The organism is Vibrio sp. 2304, assembly GCF_033339475.1.
In the GTDB taxonomy this organism is placed as follows: Bacteria; Pseudomonadota; Gammaproteobacteria; order Enterobacterales; family Vibrionaceae; genus Vibrio; species Vibrio alginolyticus.
In genome coordinates this window covers 300,612-321,293 of record NZ_JAWOUQ010000005.1, presented here as the reverse complement: position 1 = coordinate 321,293, position 20,682 = coordinate 300,612, and the positions used below count along the sequence as shown (strand labels likewise).

Sequence of the window (20,682 nt, the reverse complement as noted above, 5' to 3'; positions counted from 1 at the left end):
GCGAAAATTTGTTGCCTTGTCAAAGTAACAATTACTTAGTGAAAGCTGCTGAGAAAATATAATGTAGAAGGTGAGTGGTTTTGGCTGCTCACCTTTTTCTTTAATAGAAAGGTTTAAAGGAACAAAAAATGAGTCATCCAATTGAACAGTTAGAACAAATCATGGCGAAGCTGCGTGACCCAGAAAACGGTTGCCCTTGGGACTTAAAACAAACCTTTGACACCATCGTTCCGCATACTATAGAAGAAACCTACGAAGTGGTGGACGCGATTCAAAATCGAGATTGGCCCAATCTAAAAGAAGAGCTAGGGGATTTGTTGTTTCAGGTGATTTTTTACAGTCAGCTAGCGAAAGAGCAAGAGCTGTTTGACTTTTCGGATGTCGTTGAAACCGTGAACGAAAAACTGACTCGTCGCCACCCGCATGTTTTTTCAGATGTTGAGTTTGAATCTGACGAGGAAATTAACGCGAACTGGGAAGCGGAAAAAGCAAAAGAAAAAGCCCTAGTAGGCAAAGCGGAAGAAAGTATCCTAGACTCAATACCAAACTCTTTACCGGCACTTTCTCGTGCTACAAAAATTCAGAAAAAATGTGCAAAATTTGGGTTTGATTGGGATTCACTTGGCCCGGTTGTCGATAAAGTACGAGAAGAAATTGACGAAGTCATGGAAGAGGCACTGCAAGTTCAGCCCGATGAAGAGAAAGTTGAGTTGGAGCTCGGTGATTTGCTATTTGCGACTGTCAATTTGGCTCGCCACCTTGATAAAAACCCAGAAGTCGCACTAGGAAAAGCAAACGTAAAGTTTGCGCGACGTTTTAAACAAGTTGAAGGCAAGGTCCAGCAGTCAGGCAAAGTACTTACAGATTGTTCTTTATCAGAACTTGACCATTTTTGGGATGAAGTAAAACAAGAAGAATCGAGGCAGAGGTAAACTGGCAGAATACATAATATAAGGTCCGCTTGTTTGGTTACACGAAAACGGACTTTGGTTTGTCTTTGCTCACTTTGATTTGAAGCAAAAAATAAAAAATTACGGTGTGATAGATTTCACGTTGTGGCGGTAAGGAGCTTCTGGTATATTTATCTCCCGTCCAGAAGCACTCCATTTCCCTCATTCAACCAATTTCAGGTTAAACATGACGACAAATTACATTTTTGTTACTGGCGGGGTTGTATCCTCTCTAGGTAAAGGTATTGCAGCAGCATCTCTTGCGGCTATTCTAGAAGCTCGTGGTCTTAAAGTGACTATGATGAAGCTTGACCCTTACATCAACGTTGACCCGGGCACAATGAGCCCTACTCAGCACGGTGAAGTGTTCGTTACAGAAGATGGCGCAGAGACTGACCTTGACCTTGGTCACTACGAGCGTTTCATCCGTACCAAGATGACCAAGCGTAACAACTTCACTGCAGGTCGTGTTTATGCCGACGTACTTCGTAAAGAACGTCGTGGTGACTACCTAGGCGCAACTATTCAAGTTATCCCTCATATCACTAACGCGATCAAAGATCGCGTTATTGCAGGTTCTGAAGGCCATGATGTGGCTATCGTTGAAGTTGGCGGTACTGTTGGTGATATCGAATCACTACCATTTATGGAAGCGATTCGTCAGCTAGCTGTTGAGCTAGGCCGTGAGCGCGCAATGTTCATGCACCTAACACTTGTTCCTTACCTAGCGGCAGCGGGCGAAGTGAAAACTAAGCCGACGCAACACTCTGTAAAAGAACTTCTATCTATCGGTATTCAGCCAGACATCCTAGTTTGCCGTAGCGATCGCGTTATTCCTGCGAATGAGCGTAAAAAAATCGCACTGTTCTGTAATGTTCCAGAAAAAGCAGTAATTTCAATGAAGGATGTAGACTCTATCTACAAGATCCCTCAGTTGATTAAATCTCAAGGGCTAGATGACCTTGTGTGTGCTCGCTTTGGTATTACTGCTCCTGAAGCAGACCTTTCTGAATGGGAACAGGTTATCTACGAAGAAGCAAATCCTACTGGTGAAGTAACCATCGGTATGGTTGGTAAATACATTGAATTACCAGATGCATACAAATCTGTGAACGAAGCGCTTAAACACGCTGGCTTGAAAAACCGTCTAAGCGTCACAATTAAGTATGTAGACTCACAAGATATCGAAACAAAAGGCGTTGAACTTCTAGAAGGTTTGGACGCGATCCTAGTACCAGGTGGCTTCGGCGATCGTGGTATTGAAGGCAAGATCCGTGCGGCTCAATATGCACGTGAAAATAACGTGCCTTACCTAGGTATTTGTTTGGGTATGCAAGTTGCACTAATCGAATACGCGCGTAACGTTGCGGGTATGGAAGGTGCACATTCAACAGAATTTAACAAAGAGACTAAGTACCCTGTGGTAGGTTTGATCACAGAGTGGGTAGACGAATCAGGTAGCGTAGAAGAGCGTACTGAAAAGTCTGACCTAGGCGGTACGATGCGTCTTGGTTCACAGCTGTGTCACCTAGAGAAAGGGACTAAAGCTCGTGAACTGTACGGTAGCGCGACGATCCATGAACGTCACCGTCACCGTTACGAAGTGAATAACGTGCTTCGTCCGCAAATCGAAAAAGCAGGCCTAAAAGTATCAGGTCTATCTGCGGACAAGAAGTTAGTGGAAATGATTGAGAACCCAGCTCACCCATGGTTTGTAGCGGCTCAGTTCCACCCAGAATTCACCTCGACTCCTCGCGATGGACATCCATTGTTTGCAGGTTTTGTTAAGGCTGCGGGCCAAAACGCACGCGGCGAATTCGAGAAGTAAAAGGATACGGGCGGCGGCGAAGGTTGTGCTGCTGCCCTTTAAGATTGACATTTATATTTGAAACGAGAGGAAACATTAATGTCTAAGATCGTTAAAGTTCTAGGTCGTGAAATCATCGACTCACGTGGTAACCCAACTGTAGAAGCTGAAGTACACCTAGAAGGCGGTTTCGTAGGTATGGCGGCAGCTCCATCTGGCGCATCTACTGGTTCTCGCGAAGCTCTTGAGCTACGTGACGGTGACAAAGCACGTTTCCTAGGTAAAGGTGTTCTTAAAGCAGTTGAAGCTGTAAACGGCCCAATCGCTGAAGCTCTAGTTGGCAAAGACGCTAAAGACCAAGCTGCAATCGACGCAGTAATGATCGAACTAGACGGCACTGAAAACAAATCTAAATTCGGTGCTAACGCTATCCTAGCTGTTTCTCTAGCAAACGCTAAAGCTGCTGCTGCTGCGAAAGGCATGCCTCTATACGAGCACATCGCTGAGCTAAACGGCACTGCAGGTCAGTTCTCTATGCCTCTACCAATGATGAACATCATCAACGGTGGTGAGCACGCAGACAACAACGTTGACATCCAAGAGTTCATGATCCAACCAGTTGGCGCTAAGACTCTTAAAGAAGGTCTACGTATCGGTGCAGAAGTATTCCACAACCTAGCTAAAGTTCTTAAGTCTAAAGGCTACAGCACTGCAGTTGGTGATGAAGGTGGTTTCGCTCCTAACCTTAAATCTAACGCTGAAGCTCTAGAAGTTATCGCAGAAGCTGTTGCAGCTGCTGGTTACGAACTAGGTAAAGACGTAACTCTAGCTATGGACTGTGCTGCATCTGAGTTCTTCGACAAAGAAGCTGGCATCTACAACATGAAAGGCGAAGGTAAAACTTTCACTTCTGAAGAGTTCAACCACTACCTAGCTGAGCTAGCTAACCAATTCCCAATCGTTTCTATCGAAGACGGTCTAGACGAGTCTGACTGGGATGGCTTCAAGCACCAAACTGAACTACTAGGTGACAAGCTTCAACTAGTAGGTGACGATCTATTCGTTACTAACACTAAGATCCTTGCTGAAGGTATCGAGAAAGGCGTAGCTAACTCTATCCTTATCAAGTTCAACCAAATCGGTTCTCTAACTGAGACTCTAGCTGCAATCAAGATGGCTAAAGACGCAGGTTACACAGCAGTAATCTCTCACCGTTCTGGCGAAACTGAAGATGCAACTATCGCTGACCTAGCGGTAGGTACAGCTGCAGGTCAAATCAAAACTGGTTCTATGAGCCGTTCTGACCGTGTTGCTAAGTACAACCAGCTAATCCGTATCGAGGAAGCTCTAGGTGAGCGCGCTCCTTTCAACGGTCTTAAAGAAGTTAAAGGTCAAGCTTAATTCTTCACTGAATTAGCTGCTTAACTTAAAGCTTTTAAAACACCCTGCTTTGGCGGGGTGTTTTTTTATATAACGGAAGCGCTAAGTCCATGTTTCAAGTAAGCGATCTTAAAGAAGTTAAAGGTCAAGCTTAATTCTTAACTGAATTAACGGCTTAACTTAAAACTTTAAAAACACCCAGCTTTGGCGGGGTGTTTTTGTATCTGACATATGAGAACAGGCTTTGCTTTTTGATGTCTTTCGCTTACGTTCATTTGTGATTCCATAGAACGAGGAGAGAGTAGAGAAGTCTCTTTGTTTCATTTTGCTGCTTATTTCTTGTAAGGAGCGTGTGAGTCTCCCTTTCTCCCCTAGAGGCAACCTCGCATTTATGCTATATATGTCACCTTATCTAATTCCTTCCGGTACAGAATGTTAGCAGTGATATGCGAATCTTTGTTATAGCCCTTACGCTACTGTTTGGCTTGCTTCAATACACTCTATGGTTTGGTAAAAACGGAGTGTCTGACTACTACACAGTAAAAGATGAAATTGAAGTTCAGCAACAAGTGAACAGCAAGCTACAAGCTCGCAACAATGAAATGTTCGCTGAGATTGATGACTTAAGGCAAGGTCTTGATGCGATTGAAGAACGTGCGCGTCATGAGCTCGGTTTAGTTAAAGATGGCGAGACTTTTTACCGCATTATAGGTGAGGAAAACCATTAAAATGTTGGATATGAACTCATCGCATATCGCAATTGTGCCTGCTGCTGGTGTGGGTAGCAGAATGAAGGCAGATCGCCCTAAGCAATATTTATTGATCGAAGGTAAAGCGGTACTGGAACATACCGTAGAGAAACTGCTTTCTCACCCAAATATTTCTAAGGTTGTCGTTGCCATTACTTACGGCGACCCATATTACCCAGAATTGTCCATTGCTAAGCACCCAGATGTGATTCGTGTAGCTGGTGGTAAAGAAAGAGCAGACTCTGTGTTATCAGGGCTAAACTATGTCAATGAGCATCTGGAAAGCGAGTGGGTATTAGTTCACGACGCTGCAAGGCCATGTGTATTAACATCCGACATTGACCGTTTGATTGATGTTTGCTGCGCTCACTCAACGGGTGGCATTCTCGCATCTCCTGTGAGAGATACAATGAAGCGAGCAAACGCAGTACAAGATATCGATCATACGGTAGATAGAGAAGCATTGTGGCATGCACTGACTCCACAAATGTTTAAAACTCAGCAGCTTACTCAAGCACTGGCTGACGCATTAGAACAGGGTGTAACCATTACCGATGAAGCCTCGGCTTTGGAATGGCTAGGCGAGAAGCCAGCCTTAGTTCAAGGGAATGCGAACAATATAAAAATCACTCAGCCAGAAGATCTTGCGTTAGCCGAGTTTTATCTAAGCCGTGAGCGCGGCGAATAAGAAAGGATAGAAAATGATTCGAATTGGTCATGGTTTCGACGTACATAAATTCGGCGGTGAAGGTCCGGTAATTATCGGTGGTGTAGCGATTCCTTACGAACAAGGTTTGATTGCTCACTCAGATGGCGATGTAGCGTTGCATGCGTTAACGGATGCTCTGCTGGGCGCGATTGCTGCCGGCGATATTGGTCGTCATTTCCCAGATACGGATGATAAATGGAAAGGCGCAAACAGTCGTGAATTACTGAAAGACGTTTACCGTCGAGTTAAAGAGCAAGGCTACCGTCTTGGCAATGCTGATGTAACCATCATGGCACAAGCGCCTAAAATGGCACCACACATTGACGCAATGTGTGCGGCGATAGCCGAAGACCTAGAAACCGACATTAGTAACATTAACGTAAAAGCGACGACGACAGAACGTCTCGGTTTTACTGGACGCAAAGAAGGCATTGCAACGGAAGCCGTTGTACTTCTGTTTAAGCAATAACTAGCAATTTGCTCCCCTAAGCTGTGATATCAGCGGAAACACATCATGTCAGACATTTTATCTTCATTGGCTTACCTAACGGGTAAGCCAGTTGCATCGGCAAAAATTAAAGCGCAGCCAGAGCATTTTCAGGTTCGCGAAGATTTAGGTTTTGCCTTTACGGGCGAAGGCGAGCACCTAATGGTTCGTATCCGTAAAACGGGCGAGAACACCAGCTTCGTTGCTAACGAGTTAGCGAAAGCCTGTGGTGTTAAGTCGAAAGACGTTAGCTGGGCGGGTCTTAAAGACCGTCATGCGGTGACGGAACAGTGGTTAAGTGTCCATTTACCGAAAGGTGAAACGCCAGATTTTTCAGCGTTTTTGGCTCAATACCCAAGTATCGAAATCCTTGCAACAGATCGTCACAATAAAAAACTGCGTCCTGGTGACCTAGTAGGGAACGAGTTCGTGGTTACTTTGTCTGAAGTGACAGATATAGCGGATGTAGAGCAACGTCTTGAAAAAGTGAAACAAGTTGGCGTGCCAAACTACTTTGGTAGTCAGCGTTTTGGTAACGATGGCAACAACCTTGAAGAAGCACGTCGATGGGGACGCGAAAACGTTCGTACCCGCAATCAAAACAAGCGCAGTATGTATTTATCAGCGGCTCGTTCGTGGATTTTCAACCGTATCGTTTCAGCTCGTCTAGAGAATGGTGTGTTTGATAAGTTCATTGATGGTGACATTGCGCAGACGAATTCTGGCACTCAGTTGATTGATGCAAACAACATTGCTGCTCTGCAAGTGCAATTTGCGCAAGGTGAAGCGGCAATTACCGCTGCGCTTGCTGGCGATAATGCACTGCCTACTCAAACTGAGGCTCTGGCATTAGAGCAACCGTTTTTAGACGAAGAGCCTGACCTCATGGCGCTGATTCGTGGTAATCGCATGCGCCACGACCGTCGCGATATTGCGCTAAAGCCAAAAGATTTAGCTTGGACGGTTGAAGGTAACAACATTACGCTGACTTTCTCACTGGATGCGGGATCTTTTGCGACCTCTATTGTTCGTGAGTTAGTTAATGAGGTTGAAGTAGAAAGAGAATACTAATGGAACAGGATTCACGAAACCCGAAGCCCTTAAGAGTCTTAATCAGCAATGATGATGGTGTTCATGCTCAAGGGATTCATGCCCTCGCTGATGAGTTGAGAGATATCGCTGAAGTGACCATTGTCGCACCTGATCGAAATCGTTCAGGTGCTTCGAATTCACTTACATTAGAACAACCATTACGCGTGACTGAAATTGCCCCAAATATCTACTCAGTGCAAGGCACGCCCACGGATTGTGTGCATTTCGCGCTGAATGAGCTAATGAAAGATGATTTGCCTGATCTTGTTCTGTCAGGAATCAACCATGGCGCTAATTTGGGTGATGATGTTCTTTATTCTGGAACAGTAGCAGCAGCCATGGAAGGTCATTTCCTTGGCGTTCAGTCGGTGGCTTTTTCTCTAGTGGGTAAGCGACATTTCGAATCCGCCGCTAAAATTGCACGTCAAATTGTACAACAGCATTTAGCGTCGCCGATTCCAACGAATCGTCTACTGAACGTAAACGTGCCTGACTTACCATCAGAGAATTTAGGTGAAATTGAAGTTACTCGTTTAGGTGCACGTCATCACGCAGAGAATATGATCAAGCAGAAAGATCCGAGAGGCCATGACATTTATTGGTTAGGCCCACCAGGAAAGGAGCAAGATGCAGGAGAGGGCACGGACTTTTATGCAATTGAGCATGGCCGAGTTTCAATGACGCCTCTGCAAGTTGATCTCACCGCTCACGAGTCGCTGCGTGCTATGGATAGTTGGTTAAAGGAAGAGAAGTAATGAGTAACCCACATGCTGACAGGTTGATAGCGTTTCTTATCTCCAGTGGCATCAAAGACCAAAGAGTTCTGGATGCTATCCAACGCTTGCCACGAGAAAGCTTTGTTTCTCAAGCGATGATGCACCAAGCCTATGATAACAATGCGTTACCAATTGGTCAGGGACAAACTATTTCTCAGCCTTATATCGTTGCTCGTATGACCGAGTTGCTTGAGCTAGAGCCGGCGAGTCGTGTTCTGGAAATCGGAACGGGATCGGGTTATCAAACCGCGGTACTGGCGCAAATTGTTGATCATGTATACTCCGTTGAGCGAATTAAATCGTTGCAATGGGAAGCAAAGCGTCGCCTGAAGCAATTGGATATCTACAATGTTTCAACTAAGCATGCTGATGGGTGGCAGGGCTGGGAAGCGCGAGGTCCTTTCGATGCTATTATTGTTACCGCTGCCGCTGAAGTGATTCCCCAAGCTCTTCTCTCACAATTAAGAGATGGCGGAAAAATGGTCATTCCTGTTGGAGATACGGAACAACAGTTATTAAAAATAGAGCGTAAGGGAGACGAATATCTCTCTACCGTTGTAGAAATGGTTCGGTTCGTACCTCTGGTTGCGGGTGATTTAGCTTAAGGGTTAGGGATAGGTGAATAAGTTACTACGTCATATTGGTATTAGCTTTGTGTTTGCTGCAGGACTAGTTGGTTGTGCAGCGCATTCCCCTGCACCTGTCTCTAGCCTAAAAAAAGACTATTCAAGCCTTGAAAGAGGGAGTTACAGAGGGAGTTATTATGAGGTAAAAAAAGGCGATACGCTTTACTTCATAGCTTATGTCACAGATAAAGATGTAAATGATCTTGTTCGTTACAATGAGTTAACTCAGCCTTACACTATCTACCCAGGACAGAGGCTAAAACTTTGGGCTCCGAAATATGTCGCCCCTAAATATGGTCAAAAAGTTGAACCCGTTGTGGCTCCTGTTGTTACGACACCCCCAGCTCCAGTGACGAAAACATCAACAGCCTCTAAACCTAAACCTTCGAGTAAAAACTCTAGTCAAAAACCTACAGAGACTAAGCCTAAAGTCGTACAAAAACAGCCTCCAAAGAAGGTTGAACAATCGAAAACAAAGGAGTATGTTGGTTTAAAAGATAACCAAAAAGTGAAGCAAAAAGCGCCAACTACCACAGCAAAGAGTGATAAAGTCTCCAAGTGGTTGTGGCCAACAAAAGGGAGAGTAATCAAGAACTTTTCGGCGGGAGAACAGGGAAATAAAGGTATCGACATCGCAGGACAGCGTGGTCAACCTATCGTTTCAACCGCAGCCGGCACAGTCGTTTATTCAGGCAATGCGCTACGAGGTTATGGCAACTTAATTATAGTAAAGCATAACGACAATTATTTAAGCGCATACGCACATAATGACAAACTGCTGGTCACAGAAGGACAAAGCGTAAAAAGCGGACAAAAAATCGCTACCATGGGTAGTTCAGGTGCAAAGTCGGTCAAACTACACTTTGAAATTCGCTATCAAGGTAAATCAGTGAATCCAAAACGCTATTTGCCTTAAAACTTTGAAAAACAACTTGCGACATCATTTAGCGACATATTGAGTTGTCATGTCTTGCTAACTCGCCAGGGGGAGGCGTTATGAGTATCAGCAACACAGTAACCAAAGTTGAAGAGTTTGCATTTGATAATGCGTCAGTGAAGACCATTGATAACGAACTCGAAAGATCATCATCCACAGAAAGCAAAGCGACTGCGCGTGAAGAATTTGACGCGAGCAGTAAAAGCTTAGATGCAACTCAGTTGTATTTGGGCGAAATTGGCTTCTCACCTTTACTTACTGCCGAAGAAGAAGTGCTTTACGCAAGACGCGCCCTACGTGGCGACGAAGCGGCACGCAAACGTATGATCGAAAGTAACCTACGTTTGGTTGTTAAGATTTCTCGTCGATACAGTAACCGTGGTCTAGCACTACTCGATCTGATTGAAGAAGGTAACCTCGGCTTGATCCGAGCGGTCGAAAAATTCGACCCAGAACGTGGTTTCCGTTTCTCTACTTACGCAACATGGTGGATCAGACAAACGATAGAGCGAGCGTTGATGAACCAAACTCGCACGATCCGTCTACCTATCCATGTAGTGAAAGAGCTGAACATTTATCTGCGTACTGCGCGTGAACTTTCTCAAAAGCTCGATCACGAACCGACCGCAGAAGAAATTGCTGCTCAATTAGATATTCCAGTCGAAGACGTAAGCAAAATGCTACGCCTTAATGAGCGTATTAGCTCTGTCGACACGCCAATCGGTGGTGACGGTGAGAAAGCGCTGCTAGATATTATTCCTGATGCAAACAACTCTGATCCAGAAGTTTCGACTCAAGATGACGACATCAAATCATCGTTGATTCATTGGTTAGAAGAGTTGAATCCGAAACAGAAAGAAGTGCTTGCACGTCGCTTCGGCCTACTAGGCTACGAGCCTTCGACGCTGGAAGAAGTTGGTCGAGAGATTGGTCTGACACGTGAGCGAGTACGTCAAATACAAGTGGAAGGTTTACGTCGTCTTCGTGAAGTCCTAATCAAACAAGGTTTGAATATGGAAAACTTGTTTAACGTAGAAGACGATTAAATAATCCGTATTTCACTAGATACATAAAAGGCTATGGTTCCCCATAGCCTTTTTTCTTTTTTTCTCGTTGGTGTGAGTCTGTTTACAGCATCTTCTTCAAGCGATACAGCTCTTCAAGAGCTTGGCGTGGCGTTAAGTCGTCAGGGTCAATACCTGACAGAGCTTGTTCGACCTCGCTAGGCTCTGGAATCAGGCTCAACTGGTTAGCCACATCTACTGCACTTGGACGCGGTGTGTCACTGTTTTGCCCCAGTTGCTCTAGCTGAGATAGCTTGTTACGCGCATTTTTGATGACCGTTTTTGGTACGCCTGCTAAGCCCGCAACAGCCAGGCCGTAAGACTTACTTGCCGCACCTTCTTGAACTGCGTGCATAAAGGCAATGCTGTCTCCATGTTCTACGGCATCCAAGTGAACGTTCGCTAAGTTTGGCAGCTGGCTTGGTAACTCTGTTAATTCGAAGTAGTGGGTTGCAAATAGGGTCATCGCACCAATTTGTGTTGCGAGCCATTCCGCACTTGCCCAAGCTAAAGACAGACCGTCGTAAGTACTAGTACCACGTCCGATTTCATCCATTAGCACCAAACTATTCTTAGTTGCGTTGTGAAGAATATTGGCTGTTTCGGTCATTTCTACCATGAAGGTCGAGCGGCCAGATGCAAGATCATCTGACGCACCAATACGAGTAAATATACGATCTAAAGAACCAATCTGTGCGGATTCTGCCGGTACATAAGAGCCGATATGTGCCATCAATGCAATCAGCGCAGTTTGACGCATGTAGGTTGATTTACCACCCATGTTTGGACCGGTGATGATCAACATCTTACGGGCTGGGTTAAGCTCAATTGGGTTCGCGATGAACGGCTCTGTTGTTACTTGTTCTACGACTGGATGACGACCAGCTTGAATGTGAATTCCTGCGTCTTTCACAAGCGTTGGGCGGCAGTAATCTAACGAATCTGCACGCTCTGCTAGGTTTTGTAATACATCCAGTTGAGACAGGGCAGAAGCTAGGTTTTGCAGCTTCTCAAGGTTTGGCATCAATAGATCAAACAGTTCTTCCCACAACTGTTTCTCAAGTGCTAACGCTTTAGATTTCGAGTTAAGTACTTTGTCTTCGTGTTCCTTAAGCTCTGGGATGATGTAGCGTTCAGCGTTTTTGAGTGTTTGGCGACGTACATAATGCGGTGGAACCAAATGGCTCTGGCCACGGCTTACTTGGATAAAGAAGCCATGAACGTTGTTGTAGCCTACTTTAAGCGTATCGATACCGTGTCGTTCACGCTCATCTCGCTCAAGCTGCTCAAGATATTCTGTTGCACCGTCTGCCAATTTTCGCCATTCATCGAGCTCCGCATTGTAGCCTTCAGCGATGACGCCACCATCACGAATAACAACCGGCGGATTTTCTTTAATCGCGCGCTCTAACAGGTCACATACTTCGTCAATCGGAGCTGCATACTTCGCCAATTTCGTTAGGTACGGATGGGTCAAAGAAGCGGTGACAGATTCTAGCTCTGGTAGCTGTTGCATGGCATTGCGAAGTCTAGCCATATCGCGAGGGCGAGCAGAGCGTAATGCAAGGCGCGCTAAGATACGTTCAATATCACCAATTTGCTTTAACGTTGGTTGAAGATCGGCAAACAGAGCTTGTTCTTTAATCTCACCAATCGCATCAAGGCGATTGTTTAACGTTTCAATGCAACGCATAGGCTGATGCAACCAACGCTTCAGCATTCGGCTGCCCATCGGAGTTGCACAATGGTCGAGTACTGCAGCGAGCGTGTTATCGGTTCCGCCTGCTAGATTTTGAGTAATTTCCAGATTACGTCGGGTAGCAGCATCAAGGATGACGGATTGATCCTGATGATCAAACGTTAAAGAGCGAATATGAGGTAAAGCCGTACGTTGAGTATCTTTTACGTACTGGATCAAACAACCAGCAGCACATAACCCTAAGGACGCATGCTCTACACCAAAACCAACCAGATCTTTTGTGCCAAATTGTTGATTGAGTTGTTGCTTAGCCGTATCAAGCTCAAACTCCCAGACTGGGCGACGACGGTTACCATTGCGGCTCGCCATTAAATGTACAGGTTCAAAATCTTCTGGGAACAGTAGCTCACGTGGTGCGGTACGTTGAAGCTCGGCTGTCATCGCTTCTTCAGTTTCTGGTTCTGTCAGTTGGAAGCGACCAGAGGTGACATCCAGCGTCGCATAACCGAACTTACCGTTGTGATGGTAAATTGCTGCGATTAAGTTATCGACACGCTCAGAAAGCAGCGCCTCATCCGTCACTGTACCTGGTGTCACGATACGCACAACTTTACGTTCTACTGGGCCCTTGCTGGTGGCCGGATCGCCAATCTGTTCACAGATCGCCACAGACTCACCAAGCTGAACAAGTTTTGCCAGGTAGCCCTCTACGGCGTGAAATGGCACACCCGCCATTGGGATAGGTTCACCTGCAGACGCACCACGTTTGGTCAATGAAATATCAAGAAGCTGAGAAGCTCGCTTGGCATCATCGTAAAAGAGTTCGTAGAAATCGCCCATGCGGTAGAACAGCAAAATCTCTGGGTTCTCAGCTTTTAGCTTGAGGTATTGCTGCATCATCGGAGTGTGTTTTTGTTCAGCTTTCACAGGTAAGTTCTTTTGTTTATTTCCGTAGCGGCTTAGGATACGTGAATCCCTATCAAGTAAAAAGAGACAAAGGGCATTTTGGCTATGGAAAAAACAACAAAATTGAGTGCCGATTTAGGCGCATTATTGGCTAAACACGGGCATCTTTTAACGACCGCAGAATCATGCACAGGTGGTGGTGTTGCAACCGCCATTACTGACATTGCTGGTAGTTCAGCGTGGCTTGACCGTGCGTTTGTCACCTACAGTAATGAAGCGAAAATGGAGATGCTTGGTGTGCAAGCTTCAACGTTAGAAGCGCATGGTGCAGTGAGTGAGCCAGTTGTGATTGAAATGGTACAGGGTGCAATTAAAAACTCCAATGCGACCATCGGTGTGTCCATCAGTGGTATTGCAGGGCCGGGTGGTGGCAGTGAAGAGAAACCAGTCGGCATGGTCTGCTTTGCTTTTGCTGATAACCAAAGTTGGCAGCAAGTCGAAACCATGCATTTTACTGGTGACCGTGCAGAAGTTCGCAAAAAAGCGGTCGAGCATGCGCTGACTCAATTGTATCAACATCTACTCTAGAATTTCTTAAATTGTTTTAGCCCAGCATTGATAAGGGCTAGAGCAAATCATGACTTTAGGTCAGCCAAATTTTTTTCATACAGGTATGGACACTGTATGAATCAACAGTATAATAACTTTCATTGCTGAGCAGTTCTTCTGCTTAAGAAAAATGAATTACTATTCGTCGCCCAAAGAAGATGAATAAATCGGAGAAAGTAATGGACGAGAACAAACAGAAAGCGCTCGCCGCTGCGCTAGGTCAAATTGAAAAGCAATTCGGTAAAGGCTCTATCATGCGCCTTGGTGATAACCGCGCAATGGACGTAGAAACCATCTCAACGGGTTCTCTTTCTCTTGATATCGCTTTGGGTGCTGGTGGTCTACCAATGGGTCGTATCGTAGAAATCTACGGTCCAGAATCTTCAGGTAAAACAACGCTAACCCTTGAGCTTATTGCTGCTGCACAACGTGAAGGCAAAACGTGTGCGTTTATCGATGCAGAGCACGCTCTAGATCCTGTATACGCGAAGAAACTTGGCGTTGATATCGATGCATTGCTAGTTTCTCAGCCAGACACAGGTGAGCAAGCGCTAGAGATCTGTGACGCACTTGCACGTTCTGGTGCTATCGATGTTATGGTTGTCGACTCTGTCGCAGCACTAACACCGAAAGCAGAAATCGAAGGCGAAATGGGCGATAGCCACATGGGTCTGCAAGCACGTATGCTTTCTCAAGCAATGCGTAAGCTAACGGGTAACCTAAAGCAGTCTAACTGTATGTGTATCTTCATCAACCAAATCCGTATGAAGATTGGTGTGATGTTTGGTAACCCAGAAACAACAACAGGTGGTAACGCACTTAAGTTCTACGCTTCTGTTCGTCTAGATATCCGTCGTACTGGCGCAATCAAAGAAGGTGACGAAGTCGTAGGTAACGAAACGCGCATCAAAGTTGTTAAGAATAAGATTGCAGCACCATTTAAAGAAGCAAACACACAAATCATGTACGGCCAAGGCTTTAACCGCGAAGGTGAACTTGTCGATCTAGGTGTGAAGCACAAGTTAGTTGAAAAAGCCGGTGCTTGGTATAGCTACAATGGCGATAAGATTGGTCAAGGTAAAGCGAATGCGTGTAACTACCTGCGTGAGCACCCTGAAGTGGCTAAAACTATCGATACAAAACTGCGTGAAATGTTGCTAGCGCCAGCACTTGCGGAAGCGCCTGAAGCTGGTGAAGCGCCAGAGCAAGCTGAAGAGTTTTAATCTCTCATAGATTAATAAATGACAAAGCCCTGCAATGCGGGGCTTTGTTGTATCTATTGAAATCAAAAATCGAATTATCACAAAGGCCATTGAGAGCCTGTACAGCAAAAATACTTTTAGGATCATCATGTACCAAAAACGCCAGGCGCCAACATTATCGAGCAAAGAGGCAGCTATCCAATTGCTTAGCCGTCGCGATCATGGTCAGTATGAGCTTTACCAAAAATTATCGATGAAGGGCTATGAAGAATCAGACATCGACATCGCAATTAATTTTTGCCTAGACCATAATTATCTAGATGATTTACGTTACGCGAAGAGTCAAATTAGACAGCATGTATACAAAGGACATGGAGAGCGTCGAATTCGTCAAGAGTTAAACCAGAAGCGTGTTGCGGAATCGGTGATTGAGCAAGCTATGGCTGAAGAGCCGCAAGATTGGTTTGAACTGGCTAAACAGGCGGCAGAAAAGAAATTCAAAGGTATTAAAGCCAAAGACCAGAAAGAGTACGCTAAACAGGTGCGATTTCTGCAATATCGTGGCTACAGTTTTGACCAAATCAGCTACGCGCTGAACTTTGAGGACGAAGATTAACGGTCAGTCGTCCGCACTGATTTTTGTTTTGCTTCAAATTTTTTCTCCTACTCCCTCTTTTCCTCAAGAAAACTAGTCTCAGCTGTTTGCATGATCTACAATACGGCAAAATTCTAACTCGACTATTTTCAGGAAGAGCTGCATGTACATGAGCACTGATGAGGTTCGTAACGCGTTCCTCAAGTTCTTTGAGAGCAAAGGACACCAAATCGTAGAAAGTTCATCGTTAGTTCCACATAACGACCCAACCCTGCTGTTCACAAACGCAGGTATGAACCAATTTAAAGATTGTTTCTTAGGCTTAGAAAAACGAGCCTACACTCGAGCGACTACGGCTCAGCGTTGCGTACGTGCTGGTGGTAAACATAACGACCTAGAAAATGTTGGCTTTACTGCTCGTCACCACACATTCTTTGAAATGTTAGGCAACTTCAGCTTTGGCGATTACTTCAAAGAAGATGCGATCTCCTTTGCTTGGGAATTCCTAACCGAAGTTCTTAAACTGCCAGCGGATCGTTTATTGGTAACTGTTTACGAAACCGATGACGAAGCGTTTGACATCTGGAACAAGAAAGTTGGCGTACCCGCTGATCGTATTGTTCGCATTGGTGATAAAGAAGGCGGCAAGCCGTACGAGTCTGATAACTTCTGGCAAATGGGCGACACTGGCCCTTGTGGTCCATGTACTGAAATCTTCTACGATCACGGTGAGCACATCTGGGGTGGCCGTCCTGGCACGCCTGAAGAAGATGGTGACCGTTTCATCGAGATCTGGAACAACGTATTCATGCAGTTCAACCGTCACGCAGACGGGACTATGGAACCGCTACCAAAACCATCGGTAGATACTGGTATGGGTATCGAGCGTATCTCTGCAATCATGCAGGGCGTTCACTCAAACTACGAAATCGATGTATTCCAAGCTCTTATCAAAGCAGCAGCAGAAGTGATCGGTTACGAAGACCTATCAAACCAATCACTACGCGTTATCGCTGACCACATCCGTTCATGTTCATTCCTGATCGTGGATGGCGTTATGCCTTCAAACGAAGGTCGAGGTTACGTATTACGCCGTATCATCCGTCGTGCAGTTCGTCACGGTAACAAGCTGGGCGCACAAGGTGCATTCTTCCACAAGTTGGTTGGCGTTCTAGCTGACATCATGGGTACGGCTGGTGAAGAGCTGAAGCGTCAACAAGCTGTGGTTGAAAAAGTACTGCGTATCGAAGAAGAAAACTTTGGTCGTACACTTGAGCGCGGTATGGCGATTCTAAACGAAGCACTAGATAACCTAGACGGTAAAGTACTAGACGGCGAAACCGTATTTAAACTTTACGATACTTACGGCTTCCCAGCTGACTTAACTAACGACGTAGCACGTGAGCGTGAGTTCGCAATCGACGAAGAAGGTTTCGAGAAAGCGATGGAAGAGCAGCGTCAACGTGCGCGTGAAGCGGGTAACTTCGGTACTGACTATAACGCAGCAATCAAAGTTGATACGCAAACAGAATTCTGTGGTTACACAGGTACTAAAGGCTCTAGTTCTGTAGCAGCGATGTTCGTTGAAGGCAACGAAGTAGATTCGCTATCTGCGGGCGACAAAGCAATCATCGTACTTGGTGAAACACCATTCTACGCAGAGTCAGGCGGTCAGTGTGGTGACGCTGGTGAAATCCGTACTGAGTCTGGTGTATTCCGCGTTGAGGACACTCAAAAACTAGGTAACGCAATCGCGCACCACGGTGTAATGGCAGAAGGCGTTCTAGCGAAAGGTGATGAAGTAGCAACTATCGTTGACGCAGAGCGTCGCGCAGCTATCTCTCTAAACCACTCAGCAACGCACTTGCTACACGCAGCACTACGCCAAGTTTTAGGTGAGCACGTAACGCAGAAAGGCTCATTGGTGAAGGCAGACAACCTACGTTTCGACTTCTCACACCTAGAAGCCGTAACTGCAGCAGAACTGAAAAAAGTTGAGCGTCTAGTTAACGCGCAAATTCGTCGCAACCACACGATTGAAACCAACGTGATGGACATTGAGTCTGCTAAGAAGAAAGGCGCAATGGCACTGTTTGGTGAGAAGTACGATGACGAAGTACGCGTACTGTCTATGGGTGACTTCTCGACAGAGCTTTGCGGTGGTATTCACGCATCAAGCACAGGTGATATTGGCCTATTCAAAATCACTTCAGAAAGCGGCATTGCTGCAGGTATTCGACGTATTGAGGCGGTAACAGGCGAGGCTGCATTAGACGCGATTGAAGCTCAAAACGCGAAGTACGAAGAGAAACTGTCAGAATCTGCGCAGAAAGCAAAAGCGCTAGAGAAAGAAGTGCAGAAGCTAAAAGATAAGATGGCGGCAGCAGAAAGCGCTAACATCATGGGCAAAGCGGTTGAAGTCAATGGTACAAAAGTTCTAGTCGCAGCTCTTGAAGGTGCTGACAGCAAGAACCTACGTACTATGGTTGATGACATCAAGAACCAAATGGGGTCTGGTGTCGTACTGCTTGCCAACGTAACAGGTGACAAGGTTGGCCTGATTGCTGGTGTGACTAAAGATCTAACTGGTAAAGTAAAAGCTGGTGATCTAGTTAAGATGATTGCTGAGCAAGTCGGTGGTAAGGGCGGTGGTCGTCCTGACATGGCTCAAGCTGGTGGTACTGATGTAGCCGCACTACCAGAGGCAATTAAAACAGTTCAGCCTTGGTTAGAAGAGCGCTTATAAGCTTTTAACTACTAAAATTACGCTCAATCAAGTTTCTTTGATTGAGCGTAATTTTTTTTAGCAGCCAAGTGGTTTAATTGACCAAAAGTTAACCGAGTCATTTAGGCTATTTGGTTTTTGTTGTAACTACTGCTTATATAATTTTTCTAAAAGGAAATACTGACGATGTAAGCAGTTCTAAAGAGACTTCGGTCTTGGGAAGGTGAAGACTGGTGAAAAAGCCCCTTATCGTGCAAAAGTTTGGCGGAACCTCCGTGGGTTCAATTGAAAGAATCCACCAAGTTGCTGAACACATCATTAAGGCGAAAAATGATGGCAATCAAGTTGTTGTTGTCGTGTCTGCAATGTCAGGCGAAACAAACAGACTGATGGACCTCGCTAAACAGATAGATAGCGTGCCTACAGCTCGAGAACTTGATGTTTTGCTCTCTGCTGGTGAGCAAGTGTCAATGGCACTGTTAGCAATGACACTCAATAAATTGGGTCATGCTGCACGCTCGCTTACCGGAGCACAGGCGAATATTGTGACGGATAATCAACACAATGACGCAACGATTAAACACATTGATACTAAGACAATTCTGGGATTGCTTGAGCAAGACCAAATCGTGATTGTTGCAGGCTTTCAAGGTGTGAATGAGAACGGGGATATCACCACATTAGGTCGAGGTGGCTCAGATACGAGCGCTGTGGCACTGGCAGGCGCATTGCGCGCTGATGAGTGTCAAATCTTTACCGACGTTGATGGTATTTATACTTGTGACCCACGTGTAGTGAAAAACGCGCGAAAATTGGCGGTTATCGATTTTCCTTCCATGGAAGCGATGGCAAGCCGAGGCGCGAAAGTATTACATTTACCTTCAGTGCAATTTGCATGGAAGAATAATGTGCCACTGCGCGTGCTTTCGACATTTGATGTTAATGAAGGCAGTCTGGTAAAGGGGGAGTTAGGCAATCAAGCCGTCTCTGGTATAGCCATTCAACGTGACCTTGCCATAATCGAAGTCGATAAAGAACATTTATCTAGTGCTACAAAACAATGTCAGATGTTGGGTATCGACATTTGGAATGTGATCGAGGAAACAGAACGGGCAGGTATCATGATAAAACAAGATGCATGTGCCAAGTTCGATCTGGTGTTCAGCGACAAAATCCGTAATAGTGAAGTGGTAAGCCTGTTGACCGCAGTGGGGCTTGAGGCCAATGGAATGGTAGAGCACGCATGCGATTTGTTGGCAAAGCGAGATATTGAGATCAATTTCAGCGCAACGAATGCACTCACTATGATGCTAGTTTTAGCACCCGAATGTGTGGATACAGCAGCAAACATTCTGCATGATGCTTACATTACGTCTAGTGAAGCATTAAACATTCAACAAAAACATGCCTTTTTAGGCTGATTTTCGCTAACAAGGTAGTTTACGAAAATATAACTTTTGTTGGATAATAGCTTTGTAGCAAGAAAATTTAGAGATTACTCAAGGAGCAAAGAATGCTAATTTTGACTCGCCGCGTAGGCGAAACACTGATGATTGGTGATGAAGTGACTGTAACTGTACTAGGTGTTAAAGGTAACCAAGTGCGTATCGGCGTTAACGCTCCGAAAGAGGTTTCAGTTCACCGTGAAGAAATCTACATGCGCATTCAAGCTGAAAAAGGCAATGGCAACGTTGCTTCAGGTAACTACTAAGTCGCTCCTGTTTACAGAGCTTAGTTTGAATGAAAAAGGCTAACCGAAGGGTTGGCCTTTTTAGTTTTTACTGTTTTTGAAAATTTGCAGAAACTATTGTGTTGAGTATGGCTGTGAATTCATCAATAATGTTGATTCGAACTTCAGAAAGTTATTTGAAAATAAATGTCTTTTTTTCAGAGAAGACTCTCTTTTTTTCATCATAATAGAGTGATAAAGTTCGTTTAATAGTCACTTTGATTAAATCAGCAACGGTTAAGCCAGTTTCGTAGATTTTTTCAAAGAAAGTGTTTGACATATTTTCGGTAAAACGTAATATGTGCCTCCGCAAGACGGTGAGGTGGCCGAGAGGCTGAAGGCGCTCCCCTGCTAAGGGAGTATACGGTTTATCCCGTATCGAGGGTTCGAATCCCTCCTTCACCGCCATTCTTGCAACGTTGATTTATCAACAAAAAGTGCGTCCTTAGCTCAGCTGGATAGAGTACCTGGCTACGAACCAGGCGGTCGGAGGTTCGAATCCTCCAGGACGCGCCATATCTCTTTTGAGATATAACAATGAAAACGGTGAGGTGGCCGAGAGGCTGAAGGCGCTCCCCTGCTAAGGGAGTATACGGTTTATCCCGTATCGAGGGTTCGAATCCCTCCTTCACCGCCATTC

Annotated in this window: 18 protein-coding genes and 3 tRNA genes; 20 read left to right on the top strand and 1 reads right to left on the bottom strand. The window is 45.3% G+C overall.

Annotation, left to right across the window (positions count from 1 at the left end; translation table 11 throughout):
- The first annotated feature begins 128 nt into the window (after positions 1 to 128).
- The 11 genes from mazG to rpoS all read left to right on the top strand — a co-directional run bounded on the left by mazG (position 129) and on the right by rpoS (position 10,559).
- Positions 129 to 932, top strand: a complete 804-nt coding sequence (gene mazG, locus R7P64_RS12840; RefSeq protein ID WP_005383780.1) for a nucleoside triphosphate pyrophosphohydrolase — start codon at positions 129 to 131, stop codon at positions 930 to 932.
- A gap of 205 nt (positions 933 to 1,137) precedes the next feature.
- Entirely contained in the window at positions 1,138 to 2,778 is a 1,641-nt protein-coding gene (locus R7P64_RS12835; protein ID WP_021034029.1) for a CTP synthase, read from the top strand.
- A 78-nt stretch (positions 2,779 to 2,856) separates the two neighbouring features.
- Entirely contained in the window at positions 2,857 to 4,158 is a 1,302-nt protein-coding gene (gene eno, locus R7P64_RS12830; protein ID WP_005383785.1) for a phosphopyruvate hydratase, read from the top strand.
- Positions 4,159 to 4,583: 425 nt separating this feature from the next.
- The gene (gene ftsB / locus R7P64_RS12825) at positions 4,584 to 4,865 is read left to right on the top strand and encodes a cell division protein FtsB (RefSeq protein WP_005380907.1); all 282 of its coding nucleotides are present in this window, start codon (positions 4,584 to 4,586) and stop codon (positions 4,863 to 4,865) included.
- Between the two features lies 1 nt (position 4,866).
- The gene (gene ispD / locus R7P64_RS12820; protein ID WP_137282365.1) at positions 4,867 to 5,574 is read left to right on the top strand and encodes a 2-C-methyl-D-erythritol 4-phosphate cytidylyltransferase; all 708 of its coding nucleotides are present in this window, start codon (positions 4,867 to 4,869) and stop codon (positions 5,572 to 5,574) included.
- A gap of 13 nt (positions 5,575 to 5,587) precedes the next feature.
- Positions 5,588 to 6,064: a 2-C-methyl-D-erythritol 2,4-cyclodiphosphate synthase gene (gene ispF / locus R7P64_RS12815; protein ID WP_005380896.1), complete on the top strand. Its 477-nt coding sequence runs from the start codon at positions 5,588 to 5,590 to the stop codon at positions 6,062 to 6,064.
- Positions 6,065 to 6,109: 45 nt separating this feature from the next.
- Complete coding sequence (gene truD / locus R7P64_RS12810) at positions 6,110 to 7,153, top strand: tRNA pseudouridine(13) synthase TruD (RefSeq protein ID WP_170890516.1); 1,044 nt, start codon at positions 6,110 to 6,112, stop codon at positions 7,151 to 7,153.
- A complete protein-coding gene (gene surE / locus R7P64_RS12805; RefSeq protein WP_005380894.1) occupies positions 7,153 to 7,929 on the top strand; it encodes a 5'/3'-nucleotidase SurE in 777 nt (258 codons plus the stop codon). Before truD ends, surE begins: the two co-directional genes overlap by 1 nt.
- Positions 7,929 to 8,555, top strand: a complete 627-nt coding sequence (locus R7P64_RS12800) for a protein-L-isoaspartate(D-aspartate) O-methyltransferase (RefSeq protein ID WP_005380892.1) — start codon at positions 7,929 to 7,931, stop codon at positions 8,553 to 8,555. The genes surE and R7P64_RS12800 overlap by 1 nt, the downstream gene beginning before the upstream one ends.
- A gap of 13 nt (positions 8,556 to 8,568) precedes the next feature.
- Entirely contained in the window at positions 8,569 to 9,492 is a 924-nt protein-coding gene (locus R7P64_RS12795; protein ID WP_262689200.1) for a peptidoglycan DD-metalloendopeptidase family protein, read from the top strand.
- Positions 9,493 to 9,572: 80 nt separating this feature from the next.
- Positions 9,573 to 10,559, top strand: a complete 987-nt coding sequence (rpoS, locus tag R7P64_RS12790; protein ID WP_005380887.1) for an RNA polymerase sigma factor RpoS — start codon at positions 9,573 to 9,575, stop codon at positions 10,557 to 10,559.
- Positions 10,560 to 10,641: 82 nt separating this feature from the next.
- On the opposite strand, the gene mutS is transcribed toward rpoS, so the two are convergent.
- Positions 10,642 to 13,203 (bottom strand): DNA mismatch repair protein MutS, encoded by a 2,562-nt coding sequence (mutS, locus tag R7P64_RS12785; protein WP_005380877.1) that lies wholly within the window; start codon positions 13,201 to 13,203, stop codon positions 10,642 to 10,644.
- A gap of 84 nt (positions 13,204 to 13,287) precedes the next feature.
- On the opposite strand from mutS, the gene pncC reads away from it, so the two are divergent.
- The 9 genes from pncC (at position 13,288) to R7P64_RS12740 (ending at position 20,679) form a co-directional block, all read left to right on the top strand.
- Positions 13,288 to 13,770, top strand: coding sequence for a nicotinamide-nucleotide amidase (gene pncC, locus R7P64_RS12780; protein WP_017633544.1), 483 nt, complete (start codon positions 13,288 to 13,290; stop codon positions 13,768 to 13,770).
- A gap of 200 nt (positions 13,771 to 13,970) precedes the next feature.
- A complete protein-coding gene (recA, locus tag R7P64_RS12775; RefSeq protein ID WP_005380874.1) occupies positions 13,971 to 15,014 on the top strand; it encodes a recombinase RecA in 1,044 nt (347 codons plus the stop codon).
- Between the two features lie 127 nt (positions 15,015 to 15,141).
- Positions 15,142 to 15,609, top strand: coding sequence for a recombination regulator RecX (gene recX / locus R7P64_RS12770; RefSeq protein ID WP_005383799.1), 468 nt, complete (start codon positions 15,142 to 15,144; stop codon positions 15,607 to 15,609).
- Positions 15,610 to 15,751: 142 nt separating this feature from the next.
- Positions 15,752 to 18,334, top strand: a complete 2,583-nt coding sequence (gene alaS, locus R7P64_RS12765) for an alanine--tRNA ligase (RefSeq protein WP_213868949.1) — start codon at positions 15,752 to 15,754, stop codon at positions 18,332 to 18,334.
- A 212-nt stretch (positions 18,335 to 18,546) separates the two neighbouring features.
- Positions 18,547 to 19,734 carry an aspartate kinase gene (locus R7P64_RS12760; protein WP_005383803.1) on the top strand — a complete coding sequence of 396 codons (1,188 nt, stop codon included), beginning with the start codon at positions 18,547 to 18,549 and terminating at the stop codon, positions 19,732 to 19,734.
- A 92-nt stretch (positions 19,735 to 19,826) separates the two neighbouring features.
- Entirely contained in the window at positions 19,827 to 20,024 is a 198-nt protein-coding gene (gene csrA / locus R7P64_RS12755; protein WP_004415691.1) for a carbon storage regulator CsrA, read from the top strand.
- Between the two features lie 334 nt (positions 20,025 to 20,358).
- A tRNA-Ser gene (locus tag R7P64_RS12750) sits at positions 20,359 to 20,450 on the top strand.
- A 31-nt stretch (positions 20,451 to 20,481) separates the two neighbouring features.
- A tRNA-Arg gene (locus R7P64_RS12745) sits at positions 20,482 to 20,558 on the top strand.
- A gap of 29 nt (positions 20,559 to 20,587) precedes the next feature.
- A tRNA-Ser gene (locus R7P64_RS12740) sits at positions 20,588 to 20,679 on the top strand.
- Positions 20,680 to 20,682: the final 3 nt, after the last annotated feature.

Bases quoted from the DNA above. Each gene is read 5' to 3' on its own strand.
- truD (WP_170890516.1), top strand. From the start codon at position 6,110: ATGTCAGACATTTTATCTTCATTGGCTTACCTAACGGGTAAGCCAGTT.
- csrA (WP_004415691.1), top strand. From the start codon at position 19,827: ATGCTAATTTTGACTCGCCGCGTAGGCGAAACACTGATGATTGGTGAT.
- recA (WP_005380874.1), top strand. From the start codon at position 13,971: ATGGACGAGAACAAACAGAAAGCGCTCGCCGCTGCGCTAGGTCAAATT.
- R7P64_RS12835 (WP_021034029.1), top strand. From the start codon at position 1,138: ATGACGACAAATTACATTTTTGTTACTGGCGGGGTTGTATCCTCTCTA.
- mazG (WP_005383780.1), top strand. From the start codon at position 129: ATGAGTCATCCAATTGAACAGTTAGAACAAATCATGGCGAAGCTGCGT.
- ispD (WP_137282365.1), top strand. From the start codon at position 4,867: ATGTTGGATATGAACTCATCGCATATCGCAATTGTGCCTGCTGCTGGT.
- rpoS (WP_005380887.1), top strand. From the start codon at position 9,573: ATGAGTATCAGCAACACAGTAACCAAAGTTGAAGAGTTTGCATTTGAT.
- surE (WP_005380894.1), top strand. From the start codon at position 7,153: ATGGAACAGGATTCACGAAACCCGAAGCCCTTAAGAGTCTTAATCAGC.
- ispF (WP_005380896.1), top strand. From the start codon at position 5,588: ATGATTCGAATTGGTCATGGTTTCGACGTACATAAATTCGGCGGTGAA.
- alaS (WP_213868949.1), top strand. From the start codon at position 15,752: ATGTACATGAGCACTGATGAGGTTCGTAACGCGTTCCTCAAGTTCTTT.
- R7P64_RS12800 (WP_005380892.1), top strand. From the start codon at position 7,929: ATGAGTAACCCACATGCTGACAGGTTGATAGCGTTTCTTATCTCCAGT.
- pncC (WP_017633544.1), top strand. From the start codon at position 13,288: ATGGAAAAAACAACAAAATTGAGTGCCGATTTAGGCGCATTATTGGCT.
- recX (WP_005383799.1), top strand. From the start codon at position 15,142: ATGTACCAAAAACGCCAGGCGCCAACATTATCGAGCAAAGAGGCAGCT.
- eno (WP_005383785.1), top strand. From the start codon at position 2,857: ATGTCTAAGATCGTTAAAGTTCTAGGTCGTGAAATCATCGACTCACGT.
- ftsB (WP_005380907.1), top strand. From the start codon at position 4,584: ATGCGAATCTTTGTTATAGCCCTTACGCTACTGTTTGGCTTGCTTCAA.